The 23,600-nt window shown below is 55.9% G+C and carries 19 protein-coding genes; 13 read left to right on the plus strand and 6 right to left on the minus strand.

Features of this window, described 5'->3' with window-relative positions:
• Positions 1-25 precede the first annotated feature (25 nt).
• Both A3850_RS10210 and A3850_RS10215 read right to left on the minus strand, forming a co-directional pair.
• Positions 26-1,138 (minus strand): energy transducer TonB, encoded by a 1,113-nt coding sequence (locus A3850_RS10210; protein WP_197494033.1) that lies wholly within the window; start codon positions 1,136-1,138, stop codon positions 26-28.
• A gap of 313 nt (positions 1,139-1,451) precedes the next feature.
• Positions 1,452-2,540, minus strand: a complete 1,089-nt coding sequence (locus A3850_RS10215) for a glycosyltransferase (RefSeq protein WP_068216186.1) — start codon at positions 2,538-2,540, stop codon at positions 1,452-1,454.
• 262 nt (positions 2,541-2,802) lie between these two features.
• Between A3850_RS10215 and A3850_RS10220 the strand changes: the two genes are divergently transcribed.
• A complete protein-coding gene (locus tag A3850_RS10220; RefSeq protein ID WP_068216188.1) occupies positions 2,803-3,300 on the plus strand; it encodes a hypothetical protein in 498 nt (165 codons plus the stop codon).
• A gap of 640 nt (positions 3,301-3,940) precedes the next feature.
• On the opposite strand, the gene A3850_RS10230 is transcribed toward A3850_RS10220, so the two are convergent.
• Positions 3,941-4,924: a pyruvate dehydrogenase complex E1 component subunit beta gene (locus A3850_RS10230; RefSeq protein ID WP_068216192.1), complete on the minus strand. Its 984-nt coding sequence runs from the start codon at positions 4,922-4,924 to the stop codon at positions 3,941-3,943.
• 200 nt (positions 4,925-5,124) lie between these two features.
• Between A3850_RS10230 and A3850_RS10235 the strand changes: the two genes are divergently transcribed.
• The 3 genes from A3850_RS10235 to mnmD are packed head-to-tail and all read left to right on the plus strand — an operon-like array spanning position 5,125 to position 6,392.
• Positions 5,125-5,307: a hypothetical protein gene (locus tag A3850_RS10235; protein WP_068216194.1), complete on the plus strand. Its 183-nt coding sequence runs from the start codon at positions 5,125-5,127 to the stop codon at positions 5,305-5,307.
• 55 nt (positions 5,308-5,362) lie between these two features.
• The gene (gene ytxJ, locus A3850_RS10240; RefSeq protein WP_157501054.1) at positions 5,363-5,698 is read left to right on the plus strand and encodes a bacillithiol system redox-active protein YtxJ; all 336 of its coding nucleotides are present in this window, start codon (positions 5,363-5,365) and stop codon (positions 5,696-5,698) included.
• A gap of 1 nt (position 5,699) precedes the next feature.
• Positions 5,700-6,392, plus strand: coding sequence for a tRNA (5-methylaminomethyl-2-thiouridine)(34)-methyltransferase MnmD (gene mnmD / locus A3850_RS10245; protein ID WP_068216196.1), 693 nt, complete (start codon positions 5,700-5,702; stop codon positions 6,390-6,392).
• 103 nt (positions 6,393-6,495) lie between these two features.
• Here the strand turns inward: mnmD and A3850_RS10250 are convergent, their stop codons facing one another.
• Positions 6,496-7,143, minus strand: coding sequence for a hypothetical protein (locus A3850_RS10250; RefSeq protein ID WP_068216198.1), 648 nt, complete (start codon positions 7,141-7,143; stop codon positions 6,496-6,498).
• 222 nt (positions 7,144-7,365) lie between these two features.
• Here A3850_RS10250 and ribD point away from each other — a divergent pair, with 222 nt between their 5' ends.
• Together ribD and A3850_RS10260 are read left to right on the plus strand one after the other, a co-directional pair.
• Positions 7,366-8,448 carry a bifunctional diaminohydroxyphosphoribosylaminopyrimidine deaminase/5-amino-6-(5-phosphoribosylamino)uracil reductase RibD gene (gene ribD, locus A3850_RS10255; RefSeq protein ID WP_068216200.1) on the plus strand — a complete coding sequence of 361 codons (1,083 nt, stop codon included), beginning with the start codon at positions 7,366-7,368 and terminating at the stop codon, positions 8,446-8,448.
• 311 nt (positions 8,449-8,759) lie between these two features.
• Complete coding sequence (locus tag A3850_RS10260; protein WP_068216202.1) at positions 8,760-9,683, plus strand: hypothetical protein; 924 nt, start codon at positions 8,760-8,762, stop codon at positions 9,681-9,683.
• A 230-nt stretch (positions 9,684-9,913) separates the two neighbouring features.
• Here A3850_RS10260 and lepA read toward each other — a convergent pair whose 3' ends face one another.
• Complete coding sequence (gene lepA, locus A3850_RS10265; protein WP_068216204.1) at positions 9,914-11,701, minus strand: translation elongation factor 4; 1,788 nt, start codon at positions 11,699-11,701, stop codon at positions 9,914-9,916.
• Between the two features lie 537 nt (positions 11,702-12,238).
• Positions 12,239-12,832 carry a hypothetical protein gene (locus A3850_RS10270; protein WP_068216206.1) on the minus strand — a complete coding sequence of 198 codons (594 nt, stop codon included), beginning with the start codon at positions 12,830-12,832 and terminating at the stop codon, positions 12,239-12,241.
• Between the two features lie 227 nt (positions 12,833-13,059).
• Here A3850_RS10270 and A3850_RS10275 point away from each other — a divergent pair, with 227 nt between their 5' ends.
• From A3850_RS10275 to A3850_RS10305, 7 genes are all read left to right on the plus strand, one after another.
• A complete protein-coding gene (locus A3850_RS10275; RefSeq protein WP_068216208.1) occupies positions 13,060-14,094 on the plus strand; it encodes a hypothetical protein in 1,035 nt (344 codons plus the stop codon).
• A gap of 214 nt (positions 14,095-14,308) precedes the next feature.
• Positions 14,309-14,518: a hypothetical protein gene (locus tag A3850_RS10280; RefSeq protein WP_068216210.1), complete on the plus strand. Its 210-nt coding sequence runs from the start codon at positions 14,309-14,311 to the stop codon at positions 14,516-14,518.
• Complete coding sequence (locus A3850_RS10285; protein WP_068216212.1) at positions 14,515-15,447, plus strand: YheT family hydrolase; 933 nt, start codon at positions 14,515-14,517, stop codon at positions 15,445-15,447. Before A3850_RS10280 ends, A3850_RS10285 begins: the two co-directional genes overlap by 4 nt.
• A 56-nt stretch (positions 15,448-15,503) precedes the next feature.
• Entirely contained in the window at positions 15,504-16,013 is a 510-nt protein-coding gene (locus A3850_RS10290) for a hypothetical protein (RefSeq protein WP_068216214.1), read from the plus strand.
• A gap of 44 nt (positions 16,014-16,057) precedes the next feature.
• Positions 16,058-17,329 (plus strand): phosphoribosylamine--glycine ligase, encoded by a 1,272-nt coding sequence (gene purD / locus A3850_RS10295; protein WP_068216216.1) that lies wholly within the window; start codon positions 16,058-16,060, stop codon positions 17,327-17,329.
• 150 nt (positions 17,330-17,479) lie between these two features.
• Positions 17,480-20,272, plus strand: a complete 2,793-nt coding sequence (locus A3850_RS10300) for a two-component regulator propeller domain-containing protein (protein ID WP_082921745.1) — start codon at positions 17,480-17,482, stop codon at positions 20,270-20,272.
• A 256-nt stretch (positions 20,273-20,528) separates the two neighbouring features.
• On the plus strand, positions 20,529-23,588 hold the full coding sequence (locus A3850_RS10305) for a TonB-dependent receptor (protein WP_068216218.1): 3,060 nt from the start codon (positions 20,529-20,531) through the stop codon (positions 23,586-23,588).
• Positions 23,589-23,600: the final 12 nt, after the last annotated feature.

Here is a 23,600-nt window from a genome sequence, read left to right on the forward strand (position 1 = left end):
GGTTGGTCGGTGATCGCCAGTCTGCTTACTCCTCGACGCCGCGGCAAAGGAGGGGCAAAACCTGATCGTACCAATCGATGAGCGCGATCCTCTTCGCCACCCGGAAGTCTTCGCAGGCGCCACCCAGCAGGTTGTTGTCCATCCGCGTTTGCCCCCGGATGATGCGGAAACGACCATCCTTGGGGAACTGGGCAATGGCCAGGTCCATTTTAGCCAGGCCGGCGTCGAGCTGATTGGTGTCCTGCACCATTACCTGGGCCTCGTTCATAGCCGCCGCGGCGGAGTTGTAATTGGTCACCGTCGACTGGCAGGCGGCGGATTGGGGCGCAAAGACGACGCTGATGTCGTAAGCCGTCGTCACCTTGCGGCCCTGGTACTCGGCGGGCTTCCACTGGCGGAAGGAATTGGTAGCGACGTTGATGGCTTCAAACGTAAAGTCAGTACCGAGGTCATTATAGTCGGTAATGTCCTGTACGGTAACGCTACCGTCCTGCTTGATGAGCAGCTGTACGTCCAATTGACCGATCTGGCAGGAGTCCTCCCCGGAGCTGGGGTAGGAGATGTTCTTATTGAAGTAGTTACCAAAAGTGCTATCCGCCCCGATAAATTTTGCGGGCTGCTCGAACTCGACGTACACCGTATCCCGGTCCGTCAGCACGTAAGGTTTGGGCGCTTCCAACTTAAAGCGAATGGGCAGCGTGTAGCGGTAGCGGACGGGTTTACCATCCTTCATCGCTGGAATCCAGCGGACATTGGAAGCCATCTCCGCCACGGCGCGCAGGGCGCTGATACCGAGGCCACCACCCGGGTCACGCAGAATCCGCGCCTGGGAAATGATACCCTCTTTTTCTACGACAAAGGCGATGACCGCCGTGCCACTAATGTTCTGTCGACGCGCCTCCTCGGGGTAACCTGCGCGCTGGTTGACGTAATCCAGCACGGCAATGTCCGAACATTCCGTTTTTGCCTGCGCGGTCGTGTCGTAACGCTCACAGGGGGTAGGGAAACGCGCGGCCGCATCGGCGAAAGAGTAAATGGTCGTATCCCCGAGCGCTGCGGGAGCAAGGGTGTCCGCCGGAGCCTCCTGCGCAAACAAGAGGCAGGGTAGGGAAGCGAGGAAAAAGAGGATAAATTTCAAACCGGTAAAATTTGGGGTAAAGCTAAATAGGTACGGCAGCTTGGTGCCGGAGATTTTGAAACCATCCGCCCAACGACTTTTGAACGTCCCGTGAACCAAACCAATTTTTGGCATTGATCGGTGGGATTATCGGGTAGCCGCTCGGTGTCTGGCCAGCGTACACGCACTTATTACGTAGGTGCTAGCCGAAAGGACTCACAAAATTATGTTATTACCCGCTGATTCGGGAAGATTGCCCCTCACCAAAGGTTTTCCCTAACGTATTGGGTCGCAGAACTGACGTGGTAGTCAGGGTAGAATGCTTACGAATACACTAGTCCGTAATCTCCGCCAGGTAAGCCAGCAACTCCTGGGCCCGGTGGGCGATGGTGTGTTCGCCGAGGATGCGTTCCCGGGCCTTCGTGCCCATCTTGCGGCGGCGGCCCTCGTCGGTGCCGTAGAGGACGTCCAGTACGCTCTGCCGGTCCTCCACGGTGTAGATCTCACGGTCGGGTTCCAGGAAGGAGGATAGCCCTTCCCAGTGGCGGGTAAGCACTGGTACGCCACAGGCCGCAGCGGCCAGCAGCCTGCGGGTAGGCGTATAGCCCATTTCCTGCCGGTCCGCCCGGCTGATGACGAGGGTACAGAGTTGGCGGTTGTAAAAATCCACCAGGTTACTGGCGGGGAGGTGCTCCAAATAAGTCAGGTTGGAGGGCCAGTGTGAGCGCTCCGGATAGCCACTGCCGGCCAGGGCGAAGTTACGGGCCGGCGTGTACTCTGCGGGTTCGAAAAGGAGAGCGCCGAGCGTTTCCTTGCGGTCCTCCTTATAGTTACCAATGAAGCCCAATTCGTAGGTCTTAGTGGCGTCCGTCCGGTAGAAGTCGAAGGGGTCGATCGATTCGTAGAGGGGGCGGGCGCACTTTAGCCCATTTTCCCGGGCCAGTTTATCCAGGGCCGGGCCGCCAGTGGTGCTGAGGTAGAGGTTGAAGTTGACGATCGTCCGGCAACTCAGGCAGTCCCCCATCTTCTGGGCGGCGGAAAGGGAGGCTACCGTCCGGCTGAGGTCGGTATCGTAGTAGATGGACTTTCCCCGGGACTCTTCGCTGATCCAGACCGCGATGTCCTCTGCATCCTGCACGCCACTACCCATCATCACAATGTCGGCGGATCTGATCAGAAGCGTGTACTGGTCCTTTAGGTGGCTGAGGCTGGCGTAGGTCCACACCTCACAGTAGGGAGAACGCAACATGTCGCGGAACTGTACGATGTTGGGCTCGGCGTACTCTAGGAAGATCGTCCGGTGCCCATGCTGGGCCAGTTCATTGATGAGGCCCCGGTACAGCCCCGCCGAGGGGTTGTCCACCGAAGAAAGGATCGACCGGCCGATGATGACGAGGTCCAGTGGTTGGGAGCCAAATTTCATGGGGCGCTAAGGTAAGGTTTAGGCGGAATGTGGGGGAGGGTACGAAACCCTTAGTTTGAACCCTTACTTTAGCCGGCACCAGTGGTTAAGGTTGGGCTGGATTTTACCTAGGGTAAATGTGTAATTATCGCGCTATGCTCATCTTTGGTACACTGCTACGATTGAGTAATCTTAAAGTGTCAGGCAAATACTCGAAATCTTTGCCATTCACTGTTGCTTCAATTCTGGGGGCAACGAGTTTACCAATTAACCATTTACGCTTATGTCCTCTCCGAAGAATGCCAACTTCAAATTAATTAAATGGGTAACCTGTCTATTACTTTTGGTAGGCCTATGTGAACTCCCCGCCCAAGACCTATCCCCAAATTTCGTCGCCAAGCTCCTCGACCAACTCCAAGCCGACAAAAAGATCAGTCGTGGTCCGGAGGATACGACCATGATTTATCAATTGACTTTCGTGCCACAGTACGAAATAGAAGATGAGGTAGCGGCCGCGCTAGTACTCGCGGAGGCCAATCCACCATATACGTCGGATCTGCTGAATGGCGGAGCACCGATTTTGCTAAAGCGTTCCTGGTTTAAAGATCTGGATCTTCATCTTTTGATGATTCCCGTGCTGATCGAATTAAACCAACACGCATTTACGCATCCGGTAAGTAGGGATGGAGATATTGATCAATGCGAGTATATCAAGAAAAAATTAGCGTTGGGGTATACGGTGTGTAAACCTCTTGTTTATTACTCTTGGTCCGGAACCTAGATTTGAGATGCCTATTCAAATATCAATATCGTAAATAATAATAGTTGTAGTGAGCAAAGTAGCAGTTTCTGTCAGACGTATGTTGGTGTTTATCACAATATTCGCCAGCACAACCTTTGTGTGTGGCCAACATTCGTCTGACGAATTACTAAAAGTTGTCGCGAATGAAATTGTTGGCAACAACCTTTGGCCTTACGATAAGAATAAAGACACTACCATCATTCGGTACGTTGATTTTCATCTAGTGTCCGAAGATTCAGCCTCGGTTTCGGTGATACTCTCGGTAGTGGACCTTAGCCTATCACCACGGATCCAAATAATTACCAAACCGAACCTCACGATAAGCAAGCGTGTGTTACCCGCTGGAAGTATTGCTAGATTACTGGTTCCCCTGGTGATCCGTCAAAACGGTAACTGGTCCACCGCACAATGGAACTCGGAACCCATCACCATAACTGCTGAAGAACAGTCAAAAATCATCCAGTCAAGTTCGCTCGGATACGAGGTTACAGAACCCATCATTCTGGGAGATACTGGATCACATTATTAAAATCTCAAAAAAAGCGCCCACCCCAACCAAGGAGTGAGCGCTTTTTTATTTCATATCAAGTCAACGGCAGCAAAATCCGCTAACCAGTACTTACTTCACGTAAGCCACTTCCTTCACCGCGCGGATCACCTTGTCCGCATTCGGGAGGTATTCCTCAACGAAAGTCGGGGCGTAACCCAGGCTCGTATCGGCGCTATTTACGCGGATAACTGGGGCGTCGAGGTAATCGAAGGCGGCTTTCTGGATCTCATAGGCAACTTCGGAGCTGACACCGGCGAAGGGCCAGGCTTCGTCCACCACCACTGCGCGGTTGGTTTTTTTGACGGACTCCACGATCGTACGGCGGTCGAGGGGGCGGATGGTCCGCAGGTCGATCACTTCGCAGGAAATGCCTTCGGCTTCCAATTTTTCAGCGGCCTCCATGGCTACGAGGACCATTTTGTTGTAGCTGATCAGCGTCACGTCGGTGCCTTCGCGGCGGACGGCGGCCTTGCCAATCGGCACGAGGTATTCACCCTCGGGCACCTCGCCTTCGTAACCGTAGAGCATTTCGGACTCCATGATACAAACGGGGTCGTTATCGCGGATGGCGCTCTTCAGGAGGCCCTTCGCGTCGGCGGGGTCGATGCAGGAGATCACCTTCAGGCCGGGGGTGTTGGCCATCCAGCTTTCGAAGGTCTGGCTGTGCTGCTGGGCCAGCTGTCCTGCGCTACCGGAAGGGCCGCGAAACACGATGGGGCAGTTGTACTGGCCACCACTCTGGCTCAGGGTCTTGGCGGCGTTGTTCACGATCTGGTCGAAGGCCAGGATGGCAAAGTTCCAGGTCATGAATTCCACGATGGGGCGCAGGCCATTCATCGCGGCACCAACACCGATACCGGCAAAACCGAGTTCGGCGATCGGCGTATCGATCACGCGCTTGGGGCCGAACTCGTCGAGCATCCCCTTACTCACCTTGTAGGCACCATTGTACTGGGCGACTTCTTCACCCATCAAAAATACATTTTCGTCGCGCCGCATTTCTTCGGACATCGCTTCGCGCAGGGCGTCTCTCAGGGCTAATTTTCTGGCCATAGTGGTTGCTTGGTTTGGGCGGCAAAAGTACGATTTGTCGGTGAAATTCTTTAAGTGGGCGCTGCCGCGGGTGCGAGGTAAGGAAAATCCCCCGATCTTTGCGCCGATTAAAGCGCGAAAACCCTGGGGACCGACGTTAAAACTAACGTACCGCCCCGAATGAGGTTTCGTCGGTCCTCCAAAGAAAAAGCAACGAACAAATGAAATCCCTTAAGTCCTCCACCACATCCCTGCGTACCGTTTCCATGCTCCTCGCCGGGGTGGCCGCCGTTAGCCTGAGTTCCTGCAACCGGGGGATGGGCTGCCCAACCAACTTCAGCCTCTCCGAATCAGTGGCCGACCTCGCCCAGTGTCTGTTGGCGACGCTTGCGCTGCTCGGCTAGGGCAGCCAACAACCATCGGTGAATTGCGGTGTTTGAGTTGCCTAAAGATTATAATATGAATATCAACTGGCAGTCGATCACGAGTATCCACGACGTCGAGGCAATCATCGAACGGAGCAAAGAAGTGCCCTGTCTCATCCTTAAGCACAGTACCCGCTGCCCCATCAGCTCGATGGCGATGCGCCGGCTGGAAGCCAGCTGGGACCTCACTGAGCAGGAGGTCGAAACTTACTACCTCGACCTCATCCAGTACCGGGCCGTCTCTAATTTTATTGCGGATGAATTTGGCGTCCGCCACGAATCACCCCAGGCCCTATTGATTAAGAACGGCACTTGTGTTCACGACGCTTCTCACCTCGACATCAGCGTCGCCGGCCTCAAAGTAGCTTAGGATGGTTTCGGACAGCAACGAACTATTCGTCACGGCGGACGGCAGCCACAGCTTAAGGAGTACCCGTTTTGACGTGTCCTACCACAGCGTCCACGGTGCCATTCAGGAAAGCCAGCACGTATTTATTGAGGCTGGCCTTAACGATGTCCTGGCCCGGCCCGGCGTATCGCAGATCAACATCCTGGAAATGGGTTTCGGTACCGGACTGAATGCATTGCTGACCCAATTAGCCATTAAGGATCATCCTGAGGTCAACGTCACCTACTACGCTTACGAACGCTATCCCCTTGGCATCGCACCCGCGGCAGCGTTAAATTATCCACAGGAACTCGACGTGGCGGAGGCTGATTTTCTCCGGCTGCACGAAGTACCCACCGATGGTTTGGCGCACGAAATTGCTCCGAATTTTAGCCTGGCGAAAGTGCAAGCGGATTTTCTGGACGGCCTGCCGAGTCATTGGGCCGCCGTCAATTTCGACCTGCTTTATTACGATGCCTTCGCCCCCGCCAGCCAACCCGAATTGTGGACGCCGGTGGCGATGGACCTCGCCCACGCAGCGCTAGCGGACGGCGGAATCTTTGTGACCTACTGCGCGAAGGGCCAATTTAAACGCGATTTGCGCGACGCCGGTTTCACCGTGGAGCCGTTGCCCGGACCACCCGGAAAACGGGAGATGACGCGTGGACGGAAGTAAAGGACAGTAGCCCCACAACGAGAAAAGCTCAGACCACCAAAAGGTGATTTGAGCTTTTTCTAATTCTTAAAACAACAAACTATTCGCGTAGTGAGGGGAGTGTTTACTCCTTTTGATTTCTGAATTGCTCGCGCCCGTTGGCCCGCTCGCCTTTCTGGGCTATGATGCGGCCGATGCCAGCTGCATTGCCAATGGGAGAACCATCGGGAGCGGCGTGGGGGCGGATCACGTTGAGCTTGCCGGCCTTGCCGTATAGCTCAATGGATTTGCGGTTGTAAGCCATGGCGGCTTCTTCGGCGGTGGCGAACATCCCGATGTGAATGCTCTTGCGGTTCTGAGAAATGACCGCACGGTAGCGGTTGTTCTCTTTGTAGACGCCGGTGTAGCCCAGCTTGGAGCTGGATTTACGTTTGCGGCTCGCTTCGGCCCGGGAGCGGTACTCGAGGTTTTCGAGGCGGCAGTCCAGCTTATTGCCGTTGACGCAGCCTACGAGATTTGCCTGGGCAGTGCGGGTGTCCGCCAGGTAGCGCTCGGCTACGAGTTTGTGCAGGTAAATGGTCTCGGTACGGTACTTTCCGGAACCATCGTTGCGGGGGTGCGTCTTTTGAAAGACGACGCAGCGCGATGAATGGAGGCGAAGGTTGTTGAAGAAATTCACCTCCTGGAGGTGTTGGTCCCGCTGTAGTTCTTCGTACACTTGCGTGTCCAGAAGAACCCGCTCAGCGGAGTTCTTAAGAGATAGCTCAGTCATTACAAAATGATTTATTGCAGTTAAAAATCCAGTTTAAAAGGTCGGAGAATGGCGTTGAAAAAAATCAGTAGCAATACTGAACATCCAAGGTTCCTATCCGATGCTGGTAAATCTACTCCCCCCCGCAACCGTTATTTGCTTGGTGTAACGATTGTTTGGGATGAAATTGGGAATACGTTGTATGAAATAGCGCATGAACTTGTCCTCACGCATTGTTAAGGCATGAATACAGACACTAAGTATCTTTTTCGGACCGCCCAACTCGCATTGTTGGGTGATAGTAGGGTACTGGATTCCCCACGTGTAGGAAGTGTTTTGGTGCACGGCCAAAAAATAATTGGTGAAGGCTACCATCAACAAGCAGGAAAGGCCCACGCCGAAGTCAACTGTTTAAACAGTGTAATTCCGGAAAATCGACACCTCATCAGTGAATCCACGCTGTATGTCAGTTTAGAACCCTGTTGCATTGTTGGTAAGACCGGTGCATGCTCTACCCTGATCCTGAATCATGGCATCAAACGCGTCGTCATCGGCCAGCGGGATAGTACCCCCGGCGTCGACGGCGGAAGCGTCGAGCTACTGCGAGCGGCAGGCGTAGAGGTCGTTGAGTATCCGGACTTTGAACCTACCCGAATTGCGGGGCAGTTCCGCGAAACCCTCGTTACAAAACACCGGCCGTACGTAACGCTGAAGTACGCTCAGTCCGCCGACGGCTATCTCCGCCCCGCAGACCGAGCGGCGGAGTATTGGATCACCAACCCGATCAGTCGAAGATTGGTCCACCGCTGGCGGGCCGGGAAGACGGCCGTCATCGTCGGTGCCCGCACGGTACTGGATGACAACCCCAGCCTGACGACTCGCCTCTGGCCGGGCCCTTCCCCCCGACCGGTAGTCATCGACCCGCGTGGCCGGCTGACGGGTAAAGAGAAGGTCTTCTCCGGGCCTAGCTCGCCCATTCATTACACGAGCCGGCCCGTTGAGTTGCCAAGGGGGAATAGCGTGGTAATGCCAAATAATTTGGATAAAGCCACGCTGGAGTTAGTCCTACAAGATTTGGCTGAGCGCCGGCTGGCCAACGTTACCGTTGAAGGTGGTGCAGCTATCCTGAATACTTTCTTGACCTCCGGGTTATGGGATGAGGCGAAGGTGTTTACCGGTGAGGTGCACTTTGGTGGGGGAGTGGTGGCGCCGGAGCCGGGTGCCTACGGGGGAAAGGTGACGGCTAGTTATGCTGTTGGGTCGGATAGGGTAGTTGAGTACCGCAATTTTGTCATAGCTCGGAGACCCGACCTCCGGTCGGGTTGAAGGGGTGCGGGTACTTGAATCGCGGTAAATTTCGGGTGGTTGAAAAGAACACGACCATACCCCGACCGGAGGTCGGGGCTCCGATATAGTCAGACCTCTAGTCGGGTTAGATGGGGCAAATACTTGAATCGCGGTAAATTTTGGGTGGTTGAAAAGAACACGACCATACTCCGACCGGAGGTCGGGGCTCCAATCACAAAGTCCCGGTCCGTACCAAATACACGGAGGTCGGGCCCCAAGCTCCGATCCAACATTTCAATTATTACCTTTAGTATACCTATTTACCACACCCCCTATCAAACCTACTCACAATGACTACCGCCACCACCCTGACCGATTACGGTCGGGAACTAGACTTCCGCCAAGCTCCTAAAAGCATCTTTGGCCTGTACCGGGGCAACCTGATTAACATCATCCACGGAGGATCCGTCGACAGCCTCGGAGAAAAGGTGCTTTTCATTCAGACTGGAGAGATCAGCGAGGAAAACCAACAGTTGCTTAGTAGAAAACTCAATACTCGTAAGGATGATATCGGCTTCGACGGTGAGCTCGTGGTTACCGAGGACACTATCCAACTCGTGTTCGAATCCACCATTCGTAAGATCAAAGCGGAGAAAATTGATCGGGCGCTCACCATTATTCAGGAGGGGTTGGATCAGTTCGGCATCCCCGCCCGGTTCACTGAGGAGGAAAGCCGCCACCACGGCTACTACGTCCTGGAAGGAACTGGCGTGGTTATGGATACCAACGAAGCCAGCTCCCTGATGCGCGAATTGGACGACCACGACGAGCGCCGTAGGGAGGCAGAAAACGATTACACCATGGGCGCCGCCGGTGCCATCTTGGGCGGCATGCTCGGTGTAGCGGCCTGGGTGGCCGTCGCTTACTTCACGGGCTACATTACTACGCTGGGAGCCTTCGTAATTGTCTTCCTGAGCTACTTAGGCTACGGTAAACTAAATGGTAAACTTGGACCGCTTACGAAGCCCATTCTAATCGTCGTCAACCTGATCCTTATCGTCGTCGCCCAATTCCTGACCCTTTGGGCGGAGATCCGCAACGAGGGGTACAGCATCGGCGATACCTACCAAATCCTGGCGGAATTGCCCGACGTGCGCAAGGAGTTCTTCATCGGCCTGGCGCTCCCCCTGGTCTTCATGGCCGTGGCCATCTTTTACATCGTTCGCGACGTGAGCGTAGAAGGGGTGAAGTTGGTGAAAGCGGAGAAGTTGTAGGAGGCTGAGTGCCGAGGTCCATGCCTGGAGACCCGACCTCTGGTCGGGTCTGAGGGGTACGGGTACTTAAATCGCGGTAAATTTTGTGTGGTTGAAAAGAACACGACCCTACCCCGACCAGAGGTCGGGGCTCCTTATGCAACCGTCGGAGGGCCTCCGTTTGTAGAATGGGCCGCCTAACGGCGTGCCATCGCTACGTAGGCCGGCCCTTCGGGACGGGGGGGCCTGGACTAATCCAACTTCAAGCACTCCAAAAACGCCTTCTGTGGCACTTCCACCTTACCGAATTGGCGCATCTTCCGCTTACCGGCCTTCTGCTTATCGAGGAGCTTGCGCTTCCGGCTGATGTCACCACCGTAACATTTGGCGGTTACGTCCTTCCGCATGGCGGAGAGGGTTTCGCGGGCGATCACCTTGGCGCCAATGGCCGCCTGGATGGCGATCATGAACTGCTGACGGGGAAGGAGTTCGCGCAATTTCTTACACATCCCGCGTCCAACGTAAGCGGCCTTGCTGCGATGGACGAGTGCGGAAAGCGCATCCACGTTCTCGCCGTTGAGTTTGATGTCCATGCGCACCAAATCCGTTTCTTGGTATTCCTTCGGCTGGTAGTCGAAACTCGCGTAGCCGCGGCTGATGGATTTGAGGCGGTCGTAGAAATCAAAGACGATCTCCGCCAGGGGCAGCTCAAAGTGGAGCTCCACCCGCTGCGGGCTGAGGTAAGTCTGCTTCGTCAGGTGGCCCCGCTTATCGATGCACAGGTTCATGATGGCGCCGATGTAGTCGGTCGTCGTAATGATCTGGGCGTTGATGATTGGTTCTTCCACCATTTGGCGGTTGTTCTGCTCGGGGAGTTCCGCGGGGTTGCGGATCTCGGTCACGTTCCCCTTCGTATCCGTCACGCGGTAGGTTACGTTCGGTACGGTGGTGATGACGTCCATACCGAATTCGCGGAAGAGACGCTCCTGGACGATCTCCAGGTGCAGCATCCCCAGGAAGCCACAACGGAAACCGTAGCCGAGAGCGGCGGAGGTTTCGGGCTCAAAAATGAGCGAAGCATCATTTAACTGAAGTTTTTCCAAGCTATCGCGCAGTGGCTCGAAGTCGTCGTTGTCGAGGGGGAAGATGCCGGCGAAGACCATCGGCTTCACTTCCTCGAAACCGGAGAGCATCTCGGCGGGGTTGTCCTTGGTCGTGATCGTGTCACCCACCTTGATTTCCGAACTATTTTTCACGCCAGTCACGATATAGCCAACGCTGCCGCACTTCACCTCCTGCATGGGCCGGGGGTTGATTTCCATCGCACCTACTTCGTTTGCATCGTACTCGGCACCCGTCGCGATGAACTTGACGGTATCCCCTTTGCGGAGGGTACCGTTCATAATCCGTACGTATGCGATCACCCCGCGGAAGGGATTGAATACGGAGTCGAAGATCAGCGCTTGGAGGGGTGCTTCTGGGTCGCCTTCGGGGGCGGGGACGCGCTCCACGACGGCCGTCATGATGTCCTGCACGCCGATGCCGGTCTTGCCGCTGGCCAGGATGATGTCCTCCCGGTCACAGCCAGTCAGTTCCATCATTTGGTCGGCCATCTCTTCGATGCGGGCCGTCTGCATGTCTACCTTGTTCAGGACGGGGATGATTTCCAGGTCGTGCTCCAAAGCCAGGAAGAGGTTGGAGATCGTTTGGGCTTGAATCCCCTGGGTCGCGTCCACCAATAGCAGGGCACCTTCGCAGGCGGCGATGGAGCGGCTCACTTCGTAGGAGAAGTCCACGTGGCCGGGCGTGTCGATCATGTTGAACACGTAATCCGTCCCGTCCAGGTGGGTATAGTTCATCTGGATGGCGTGGCTCTTGATGGTGATGCCCCGCTCGCGTTCGAGGTCCATATCGTCGAGCTGTTGGTCCATCTTTTCCCGTTCACCGACGGCCTGGGTAAAGTCCAGCAGGCGGTCAGAAAGGGTAGATTTGCCGTGGTCGATGTGGGCAATGACGCAAAAGTTACGGATGTGCTTCATAATTAGCGCAAAAGTACGAAACGTGCTAGTGGCGGGGCCGGCCGGCGCGTCACGGAAAGGTTATTTGTTAGGCTGCGTCGGCGGGCTTCCGAACGGTACGAAAACCGGGCGCTGCCGCAGGTGCGGAGTTCAGGGGCAAGAAGGAAAAAGAGATAGCTTACGTTACGACGGAAAGCCCGCCGGGTAAGGAGGAAACGTCTTATGACGGGAACGGTTGCAAAATTTATTTGTCCGAATTCAGTGAAAATAGCTCCAGGTGGCGAACAACGGTGGTTACGTGTACGCTTTACTATCAAAGGTGACCAAAGCGAATAATTGGGCCTACCTAACAAACACGCGCCAGTAGCGGCCCGTTGTTATAGACATACTCCAATATTATTCTATCTGAACTGTTATTGCCCGCCCTTTTAGTCAGGGGCGGGCTTTTTTATGGAGTATAGTCCCGATTTACCCATTCCCTGGCACCTGCGGCAGCGCCACGCAGTAAGTCCCGTACGCTGTCGGTGCGCGCCTAAATTGGTGAGCGAAAGCCTAGCGCTAAAAATTAAGCAATAGACCCAAACCATCGGCGGTGCCGCCCAGTCGCAGGGGAAGCGTGCCATTCAATTTGGTCGCAATCACGTAATTGACCAAGTCAAACACAAAGAGAAAGCCACCCTGTAGCATGATGCTGTTACCGTACCCTTTCAGTTGGTCGGTATCGACGCCGGGCCGCTTTGCCCGCTCCGTCAGGTACAGGCCACCGAGCACGTAACCGACGTCTAGCCCCGTGTTGAATAACAAAATTTTCTGAAATTGCTGGTGTTTCTGCATACTCGTAGCCAGGTCCCAACCCGCCGGATCAGCCTGCAAATAGCTGTAGTAGCCAAAGCCGGCGATGGCCAGGTTGACGGTATTCCAGAGCGCATTCATCTCGTGGAAGCGGCGGGTGGCACCCTCGGACCCACCACGCAGTGCCAGACCCGTGCCAATGTTCGCCACGGCCCACCCACCGAGCGTAAGCATGGCCACCTTTTGTTGCTGGAGGCTGGCCTGATTATAGGTAGCCAATAAATCCGTTTCCACCTGGGCAAAAAGCAGGCAGGAAGACAGGAGAATGAGGGTGGTCAGGCCGGTTTTGAGAGACATCATGGACGGGGAAATTGAAAAAATCTTAATCCCCTGAGCGCATTTCGGTTCACCGCCGCAAGCTTTTATTTACGGGGCCTCGAGCGGATTAGTGGAGCAGGAAAATCACCACGTTGTTGTGGGGTGGGACTTCCCGTTATCGAACATGAGGTAGGGTTTTTCACGTTTAAAGAGCTGAATGCGGCCGTTGAACGCCGCTGATTTTGTGCATTTTTAAACTAACCAAACCAATGAAAAAGTTTATTTCAACCCTGGCCTTGACCGCCGTACTTGCCGCCCCATCATTCGCTCAGGTAGAGCGTGTCAATCCGATGAGTGACCGGTCCGCAGACGTGACCAGCTACTCCGACGATCGTAACTACTCCGAAGATTACGCCAAGATGATTCGTAGCCAGTACGAAGTCGATATGCGGTCCCTGACCAGTAAAGCGTTAGGTCTTTCGAGCGAAGAGATCACCGGCTTCACGCCACTGCTGATGTCCTATATGGATGCCAAGAAGGCCCTCAACGTTGAGCGCAACGAATTGGTAGACGAATACGGCGAGGAGATGGCCGAAGACGATACCGTGAAGGACGAGAACGAAGAAACCGCCGACTTCATCGAAAATTACATGGAAGTTGATATCCGTGAAATGGAGCTCAAGAAGGATTACTTCGACAAACTCGAAGACGTAATCGGCTACGACAAAGCCCTAACCTTCTTTGACATCGAAAAGATGTACAGCGACCGTATTCAACGGATGGCCCTGGTGAAAACCATCCCCACCCAACCCGTACTGTACGTACTCGAACCCGTTACCTACAGCTACGAAACCCAGGTGAACGACTACAACAACTGGAATAAGATCTACATCAACGGTGAAGTAGGCTTGGACCACAACTACACCTACAACGGTCTGCAGAAGCTACTCACCGCCGCCGAGGCCATGGTAGCCGCCGAGGGCATCAACGTAGTGAACTTCGACAGCCGCAAAGCCATGATCATGGAGAAAGCCGGCCAGATGAAAGAGAACTGGAGAAGCCTCAGCCACGCCGACCTCGCCCGCCAAGCCTTCACCGAAACGGCTAGCATCCTGAAGGACATCGCCAATGACGGCCGCTTCAGCGTAAGCGATACCTGGACCAACAAGTTGGTTAACAACGCCAAGGCCATCAATCCCAGCGTAAAGCTCACCGACCAGGGTGATGAAGTAAACGCATTCTTCAGCTCCGCCCAGTACATCGTCAACGACCTCGTCGATCAAGCCAACGGAATGACGAAATAGTAAGTGATAAAACCTACTTAACAGCAGATGGCCCCCTCCTTTTCACTAAGGCGGGGGCTTTTTGCGTTTATACGACGGATCAGAATTGGTGACTTCCGTTCCCGGTAGGGAACACCAAGATAGCCCGTGATCAGACGAGACCGAAGGTCCGTCAGATCCCGGCGAATAAGGATGGAGAAGAAGAACCATTTACCTTTACCCCACAACCTCCCCAATGCGCAAAGAACTCCCCGACCACGTAATCTGGCTCGTCGACGGCGACGAAGGGCGCTACGTCCACCAGTACGAATTTCGCCCCTTCGCCATTGGTGACGTCGCTACCTTTTACGACTACCACGAGGACGGCACCTTTGATTACGACTCCGCCACCACCTGCCGGGTAGAACGGGATGCCGTCTACGGCGAAATCGCCCGCAAAGTATGACCGGGCTCAGAGGGCATTATCAAACCATCGTCCCCAACCTCTTCCGCAAAGTGCCGGTCAACTACCGGCGGGAACGGATCGATACACCGGACGGAGATTTTCTCGATCTGGACTGGCTGGACCAATCCGCCGCCAGCAAATTGGTCATCCTTTCGCACGGCTTGGAGGGGGACAGCAGCCGCGTCTACGTCGCCAGCGCGGCTCGGTTCTTCCACGAGCGGGGGTGGGAAGTCTTGGCATGGAACTGCCGCAGTTGCTCCGGCGAAATGAACCGCACCCCGCGGCTGTACAGCCACGGGCAATCGGAGGACGTCGAAACCGTCGTCAACCATGCGCTGCGAGATGATCGTTACGAGCAGGTAACCATGATCGGCTACAGCATGGGGGGCAACCTCACGCTAAAATATTTGGGCACGCTGGGAGACCGCGTCCCCGCCGTCATCACCCACGGTATTGCCTTTTCGGCGCCTGTTTTCATCGAGCACAGCGCAGATAGCCTGGACCACCCCGGTAATTGGGTGTACAGACGGAAATTCAAGCGGTCACTCTTTGCGAAGATCATGGCCAAGGAAGCCCAATTCCCCGGCCGCGTCAACGCTGCGGACATCTCCAAAGTGAAGCGCTGGCGGGATTTTGACCGTTATTTTTCCGCGCGCATCGGTGGTTTCGATAACGTGGACGATTACTACGCCTACCTCTCCTCCGGCAACTTCCTGGCGGGGACTACGACGCCGGTCCTGATCGTCAACGCCAAGAACGACCCCATCGTACCGCCCGCCTGCTCACCGCGGGAATTAGCGGCGACGCATCCGCTCGTCCAATTGGAGGAACCCGCACTGGGTGGTCACGTTGGCTTCGCGCTGCGCGGCAAACCGTATAATGGCATGGACGTACGGGCGCTTGCCTTCATCGAGGGACGCGAACCCTAGCGTAGAGTCAGTCATTTTACCCATAACTCCGTACGTCCAAATTAGCCATTCACCCCATGACCGATCAAGAAGTAGCCCTGTTGCCCGATTTGCCGAACCCGATGGACTCCGGGCTGTACCGGACCATCCCGCTGGCGGCCGTCATCCTTGGCTTTGCGACCGTGGCAATGCTGTGGGGGGAGATCCCCGATCTGATCCCCATGAAGAATGACCTTGATCCCGACGATAACCTCATCACGAAGTACGTCCTCTGGCTGGTACCGGTCGTCAACCTGGCCATCTTCGTGCTGCTGAAAAATGCCGTAAAACCGTCCTGGCAGAAGTACAACGTACCGCTCACGCCCATTACGCCGGAGAACGCCGAGCGGCAGCAACGCATCAATTTAGAGATGACGGCGCAGGTGCGTCTGGTCATCTGTTTGCTCCTCGCCTACATTGCCTACGCGACGGCGCAGTCGGCGGCGGGGCTCACCAAAGGAATGGATATGCGCATCTTCTGGGTCCTCTTCGTCGCCCTGTTCGTCGTAATCGGGGTACAAGTTTACCGAAGCTTGCGGGCGAAGTAATTCCCTCGGTCGGTTACCTTCGCGGCGAACTCACCAATCGACTTATGAACGTTCTCCTCCTCGGTGCCGGCGGCCGCGAACACGCCCTGGCCTGGCGCCTCACCGAAAGCCCCCTCTGCAAGCAACTTTTTATCGCTCCCGGAAACGCCGGCACGGAGGAATTCGGCACCAATCTGGCGCTCAACCCCAATGATTTCGACGCCCTCAAAACGGTGGTGCTGGAAAAGAACATCAGCTTAGTCGTCTGCGGCCCGGAAGAACCGCTCGTCCGGGGCGTGCAGAACTTCTTCAAGAACGATCCGGCGCTGTCGCAGGTGAGGTTTTTAGGACCGAGCAAGGAGGCCGCTCAGCTAGAGGGGAGTAAAGCTTACGCCAAAGTATTCATGCAGGAGTTCGGTATCCCGACCGCCGGGTACCGCGCCTTCACCAACGAAACTCTCTCAGAGGGTGTGGACTACCTCGCCATCTCAAAGACCCCGATCGTCCTCAAAGCGGACGGGCTGGCCGCCGGCAAGGGCGTCGTCATCCTCAACGACCGGGGTGAAGCCCAGGCAGAACTGAAGGCCATGCTCGACGGGAAGTTCGGCGACGCCGGCAGCGAAGTCGTCATCGAAGACTTTTTGGACGGGATCGAGTTTTCCGTATTCGTCCTTACTGACGGGAAGGACTTCGTCACCCTGCCGGTGGCTAAGGACTACAAAAGAATCGGGGTGGGGGATACCGGACCCAACACTGGCGGTATGGGTTCCGTAAGCCACCCACCTTTCGTCGACGCCGACATGATGGCCAAGGTGGAGCACCGCGTCATCAAACCCACCCTGGAAGGCATCCAGGCGCGAGGGCTGGATTACAAAGGCTTCATCTTCATCGGCCTCATCTCCGTCGAGGGGGAACCATACGTCATCGAATACAATTGCCGGATGGGAGACCCCGAAACCCAGTCCGTGATGGCCCGCCTCAACACTGACCTCATGCAATTATGCCTGTTCGCAACGGACAGCGAAGTCTACCGCGCTACGGTGGATATTGAGCCGCGGCAAGCCGCTACGGTCGTCCTGGTAAGTGGTGGTTATCCCGGTTCCTACGAGAAAGGGAAGGTCATTACTGGTCTGAATGACGTAAGCGGTAGCCGCGTATTTCACGCCGGCACCAAGCGGGATGCGGACGGTGACATCGTTACGAACGGTGGCCGCGTCCTTGCCGTGACGAGCTACGGAGACACCTTCCAGGAAGCACTGGCCCTGAGCTACGAGAACGCCCGGAAGATTCACTTCAAAGGGGTTAACTACCGGAGTGATATTGGTTTTGACCTCTGAGTAATGGTTGGCAGCGGATTATTACGGTCCTTAACCTAATTAGGTAGCAGCCGTAATCCGCAACAATTCAATTAGGGCGGTTACGTCGGTTTCCCGTCGAGCAGGGTCAGGCAGCCGTAGCGCGCCCGAGAATCTCATTACCTTGGCGGTATGCGGTTGCCGATGATGCTACTTCTTTGGTTAATGATGCTGGCTCCGGTGACGGGGCAGGTCCTACCACCCGCGAGTTCCTACTCACCGGATGTGTACGGCGCGGGCACCCAGAATTGGGCCATCAGCCAGGACGATCAGGGTTTTGTATACGTCGCCAATAATCAGGGCCTGCTCCAGTACGACGGGGAACGGTGGACCCTCCAGCCATCCCCTAACGGTAGTATTGTGCGGTCGGTGAAGTCCATCGCTGACCGGGTTTACGTCGGAAGCTATATGGACTTCGGCTATTATCCCCAACCTGGCACCCGCGACAGCGCCTACGTCAGTCTGGCCGATCGGGTGCGGGATAAATTGCGGGCCGACGAGCAATTCTGGAAGATCGAGCAAGTCGATGACCTGATCCTCTTCCAATCCCTCAACAAACTCTATCTCTACGACCCGGCGGCCGAGACGGTGAAGATCGTTTGGATGCCGAAGGGCCTGACCAAACTCTTTTCCACCGAGGACGCCGTTTATTTTCAGACGGGTGATCAGGAACTGTTTCGCCTTGAGAATGAAGGCGAACCAACCCTGCTCACAACTGGGGGCAACCCCTACGTGCTCGTCAACATCTGGGACCAAAACGGCGTGCTCTACGGTCAAACGGCTAACGATGGTACCGTGAAATTGGTGAACGGCATCTGGGAAGCCACCTCAGATTTCCCTTTTCTGCGGGGTAAGCGCCTGTACAGTTCCATCAATCTGCGCAACGGCGGGAAGGCCTTCGGCGCCATCTCTTCCGGCTTGTACGTAACCAATAAGCAAGGTGAACTGATTCACCACGTGGACCGCGTTTCGGGTTTGGCCAACAACACCGTGCTCTCCCTTTTCGAAGATGAAGTTGGTGACCTCTGGGCCGGCACCGACAACGGAATCAGTATCGTCAACCTGCGGTCCCCCATCCGGAAGTATACAGACGTCACCGGCCAGATCGGTACCGTCCACGCTACCGCCGAGCACGAGGGGATGCTTTATTTGGGTACTAATCAGGGACTTTACGCCCAGTCGCTGAATGGTGTAGGGGAGCCCCAACTCGTGACGGGAACGCGGGCCCAGGTGTGGTCACTCTTCAAGTATGAAGGCACGCTGTTTTGCGGGCACGACCGGGGCACCTTCGTGATCGACGGCCTGGATGCTACGTTGATTGACCCGAGTACTGGAACCTGGTCCATTCAAGAAGTGCCCGGTCGGCCGGAGCTCTTATTGCAAGGGACGTACAACGGGCTAAGCGTACTCCGCCGGGTAGCGGACGGGTGGGCTTTCAGCCACCGGGTGGAAGGTTTCGAGTACTCCGCCCGTTTTCTGGCGGTAACGGAAGCCCTGGAAGTTTACATCAGCCACGAATACCGGGGTGTTTACGGACTGCGTCTCAACGAAGCGGCTACCCGGATCACCGAACAGCAGCTCTACGAGCAGCCAGGCAAGTACCCGAACGCCGGCCTGATCAAGTACGAGGGAAAGATCTACCACTACTCCGGGCTGGGCGTTTACCAGCTATTAGACTACGAGCGTGGCTTTGAGCGCGATAAGCGCTTGAGTGAATTATTGAACGCCGAAGAATATGCCTCCGGCACCATGGTAAGGGAAGGCCGCAGACTCTGGTTCTTCACGAAAACGGGGCTGACCTACCTGAGCCCCGCCGCCCTCGGCCGGGAAAATAAAGTGGAACGAATTGCCCTGGACCGCCAACTGCTCGGGGCCAAACTCGGCTACGAAAACCTGATCGGAACGCAAGATGACCGTATCATTCTCGGGATCGCCGACGGCTACCTCAGCCTCGATTTGGATGCGCTGCGGGATAACCGCCACGAGGTGTTTCTGCGCGGAGCTAGCGCGGTTTCCTCGAAAGGCGACCGCCGACCGCTTCAGCTGGATCAGGCCGGAAAATTGGCCCACTTTGAGCACAACCTGGAACTCCTCTTCGCCGTCCCGGACTACAGTAAATACCTCGGCCCGCAGTACCGGTACCGAGTGTTGGGTCTGAACGGTGACGACTGGACGGAGTGGCAAACGGAGGCCCGGGCCGAGCTGAATGAGATACCGCCGGGTACGTATACCGTGGAGGGACAGTCCTGCATCGGCGAGCAAGTTTCGGACAATAGGGTCACGCTTAGCATCAGCGTCGTCCGGCCCTGGTATGCTTCCCGGCTGGCGTGGACTTTATATCTGCTCGTGACTGGGCTAATGTTATACCTCGTTTACCGTTATAACCGTCGGTATTACCACCGCAAACAGGAGGCGCTCCGGCAGGATAATGAGCGATTGATCAAAGAGCAGCAACGAGAATCGGAACTGGCGCTGAGCCGGCTGCAGAACGATCGCCTGCGGGAGGATGTGGAGAGCAAATCCCGCGAAATGGCCTCCACGATGCTGAGTCTGGTGAAGAAGAATGAACTGCTGCAGGAGATCAAGGAACAACTGGAAAAGAAGGCTGCCCCGGAACAGAATATCAGCCGCGTCGTCGAGACGATCAACCACAATTTGAACGAGGCGGAAACCTGGTCCGTTTTCCGCGCCGCCTTCGAGAACGCGGACCGGGAGTTCTTCAAAAACATCAAGGAACGGCATCCCGCACTCACGCCGAGTGATCTCAAGTTATGCGCCTATCTGCGGCTCAATTTATCCACCAAAGAGATCGCCTCGATGCTGAACATCTCCCCCCGCAGCGCGGAAGTCAAACGCTACCGGCTGCGGAAAAAGATGGACCTGGAGCGGGAAACGGGTCTGGCGGACTACATCATGTCACTTTAGCTACCTCACAGCACCACAACATTACCCCAACATTAATGCCATCCCACGTATTTATTAGTGTCGGGTGGCTAACAAACGATTGCGGGAATGCTTGCCAAACAGTCAGTTCACGGCCATTTGTCCCCTAATGAAAGTTTTGTAGGGGTATGAAAAGATAGAAAACATAATGGGCGCGGCTACATTTGTAGACACGAACGTCGGACGCTTCTTGCTACTACCCGGCTTCTCATCAGTTGATGTCTTTTCAAAGTTTATCATGCGCATTTATACCATCGTTACGCTACTCCTCCTGGGTAGCCTGAGTGTCTTCGGCCAGGGTATTACGGTGACCGGAATGGTCACGGATGCCGAAACCGGCGAAGGCCTCATTGGGGCCAGTGTCATCGTTGTCACGGACGGCGCCCAGTCCGCCGGCCTATCCGGAACGGTTACGGATTTTGACGGCTCATATAGTCTCAACAACGTGCCTACCGGCGCCACGCTGCGGTACTCCTACACCGGGTACGCAACAACGGAACAAGTAGCCGCTGCCGCGGGTACCATCAACGTGGAAATGGGACCGGACGTCCAGGCTTTGGACGAGGTCGTCGTCATCGGATACGGCTCCCAGGTAAAGCGCAACGTCAGTGGATCAGTAAGTACGGTTGACGCCGAGACCATCGAAGAACTTAAGCCGGTGAAAATCGAGCAGGCGCTGCAGGGAACCGTTGCGGGCGTAAACGTTACGACCCAATCCGGCGCGCCGGGGGCTGGCCTAAACATTCGGATTCGCGGCGTTTCCACGAACGGGCAGAATGCACCTTTAGTCATCATCGACGGCTACCAGGGAGACTTGAGTACGGTGAACCCCAGCGATATTGAGACCATCACCGTTCTGAAGGACGCCCAGGCCGCCGTTTACGGTACCATCGGCGCCAACGGCGTCATCCTGGTGACGACCAAGACCGGTAAGAAGAACTCACCCACTCGCTTTAGCTACAATACTTATATCGGTACCCAGCAGACGAGCCGCAAACTCAACCTACTCAACGCTACGGAATACGGACTGCTCCTCAACGAAAGCTACGCCGCCGGTGGTCAGGCACTACCTTTCCCCGATGCCTCCAACCTGGGGGCGGGTACGGACTGGCAGGACGAGGTTTTTGGTAACGCGCCGATCATGAGCCACGACCTGACGGCTTCCGGGGGCAGCGACCGCGTGACCTACTCCGCTGGCATCTCCCACCTGGAGCAGGAAGGCATCATTGGCGGAGAAAAGGCTGGCTTCCGCCGGAATACCGCCCGGCTATCCCTTGGCGTCGATCTGCTGGATAACCTCAAGTTGACGACTAATGCCATCTATACTTATATCGATCGCGACGCACTGGCGGAGAACGGTCTCGGTGCCGTACTCTTTAACGCCCTGAATGCGCCACCAACCCTATCCGTACGTGAGGGCGATGACTTTACGCTCGTCCCCAATACGCCCGGACTAGGAATCGAGGTGATCAACCCAGCGGCGCAGATCGCTAATACCTTTAATGACTACGACCTCAATAAATTGAATGGGGTGGCTAGCCTGGACTGGACGGCCCTGGAAGGATTAACCATCACCGGCCGGGTGGGATTCAATACGGCCAACAGTGAGAGCCGCAGCTTCGCCAAGCAGATCAGCTACGGCGGGAAGGTCTTTGACGTGCAACGCAGCAGCGTAAGCCAGAACGCCATTAACGACAACAACTATTCCTTCGACCTTTTTGGTACCTACCAAAGGGACTTCGGTGAGAAGCACAACCTGACGGCAACGTTGGGCACCACGCTGTTTCGGGAGTTGGGCAACGGCCTCTTCGCTACCGGCTTCGACGTGCCGAATAACGACTTCGAGTTTGCCGACATTTCCCTGGCGACTGGCACCAGCCCGGAGGGTGCGCGCGACGTGGGTTCCTACAGTTACGACGAGCGTCGCCTTTCCTACTTCGGACGGGTGCAGTACAATTACCTCCAGCGTTACTTCCTGACCGCGATGGTGCGGCGGGATGCCTCCACCAAATTTGGCCCCGAGAACCGGTCGGCCATTTTCCCCTCCTTCACGGCGGGCTGGATCGCTTCGGATGAACCCTTCCTGGGTGGTTTTGATGCAGTCGATCTGCTTAAGTTCCGCGTCAGCTACGGTATTTTGGGTAACGACCAGATCCTGAACAACGGTTTCATCGGTACGCTGAGTGGGGAAGGGACTTACGTTCTCAATGGTGTCCTGGTGAACGGAACGGCTATTGGCGCCCTCCCCAATCCACTCCTGCAGTGGGAGGAAGCCAAGAAATTCAACGTCGGTTTCGACCTGGCAATGCTGGATAACAAGCTGAGCATCACGGCGGACTACTTCATCAATACCCGCGACGAACTGCTGATCTCTAATATCCCGGTGTCCGGAATCGTAGGGACGGCCGCCCCCGGTTCCGCCGCGCCGACGGTGAACGCCGGATCAGTTCAGAATAAAGGGCTTGAACTCGCCATTGGCTACCAACAGCGGATCAACAAGAACTTCAAATTCAGTGCCTCCGTCAACGCCACTACGCTCGACAATGAGGTGCTGGCCGTCAATAACGGTACCGGCTTCATTGAAGGTGGTGGCTTCGGCGTAGGGCAACTGGCTCCCTCCCGTATGGAGGTCGGCCAGCCCATTGGTTATTTCTTTGGTTACCGGACGGACGGGATTTTCCAGAACGCCGACGAGGTGGAAGCCCACCCCTCCCAACTGGCGCTCGGCGCTAACGCCCAGCCGGGTGACCTCCGCTTCGTGGATACGAACGGTGACGGAGTGATCGACCCCAACGATCGGACCTACATTGGTGATCCAATTGCGGATTACACCTTCGGTGGAAACCTCCGCGTGGAAGTCCGCCGCTTTGATCTGAGTGCCTACGCCTTCGCTTCCGTTGGCGGTGACATCGTTCGGGCTTACGAACGGGCGCTATCCGACGTCAACCGCCTGGACTACTACCTCAGCCGCTGGACGGGAGAGGGCACTAGCACAGAGGTTCCCCGCGTAACGACGGCGGCGACATCCAATCAGGTCTTTTCCGATTTCTACGTTGAGGACGCTTCCTTCCTGCGTTTGCAGAACGTTACCCTGGGTTACACGCTGCCTTTCCGCCAGGGGACGCCGCGACCATCTTCTCTCCGCATCTACGTCAGCGCCAATAACTTGGTCACGTTGAGTGGTTACCGTGGCTTTGACCCCGGAGCATCCAGTGGCGCGCCGATCGGTGGTGGTATCGACTACGGCTTTTACCCCATTGCCCGGACCTTCCTCTTCGGCGCCAACGTGACCCTTTAACTGACTATCAGC

Origin of the sequence: Lewinella sp. 4G2 (assembly GCF_001625015.1) — a bacterium.
In the GTDB taxonomy this organism is placed as follows: domain Bacteria; phylum Bacteroidota; class Bacteroidia; order Chitinophagales; family Saprospiraceae; genus Neolewinella.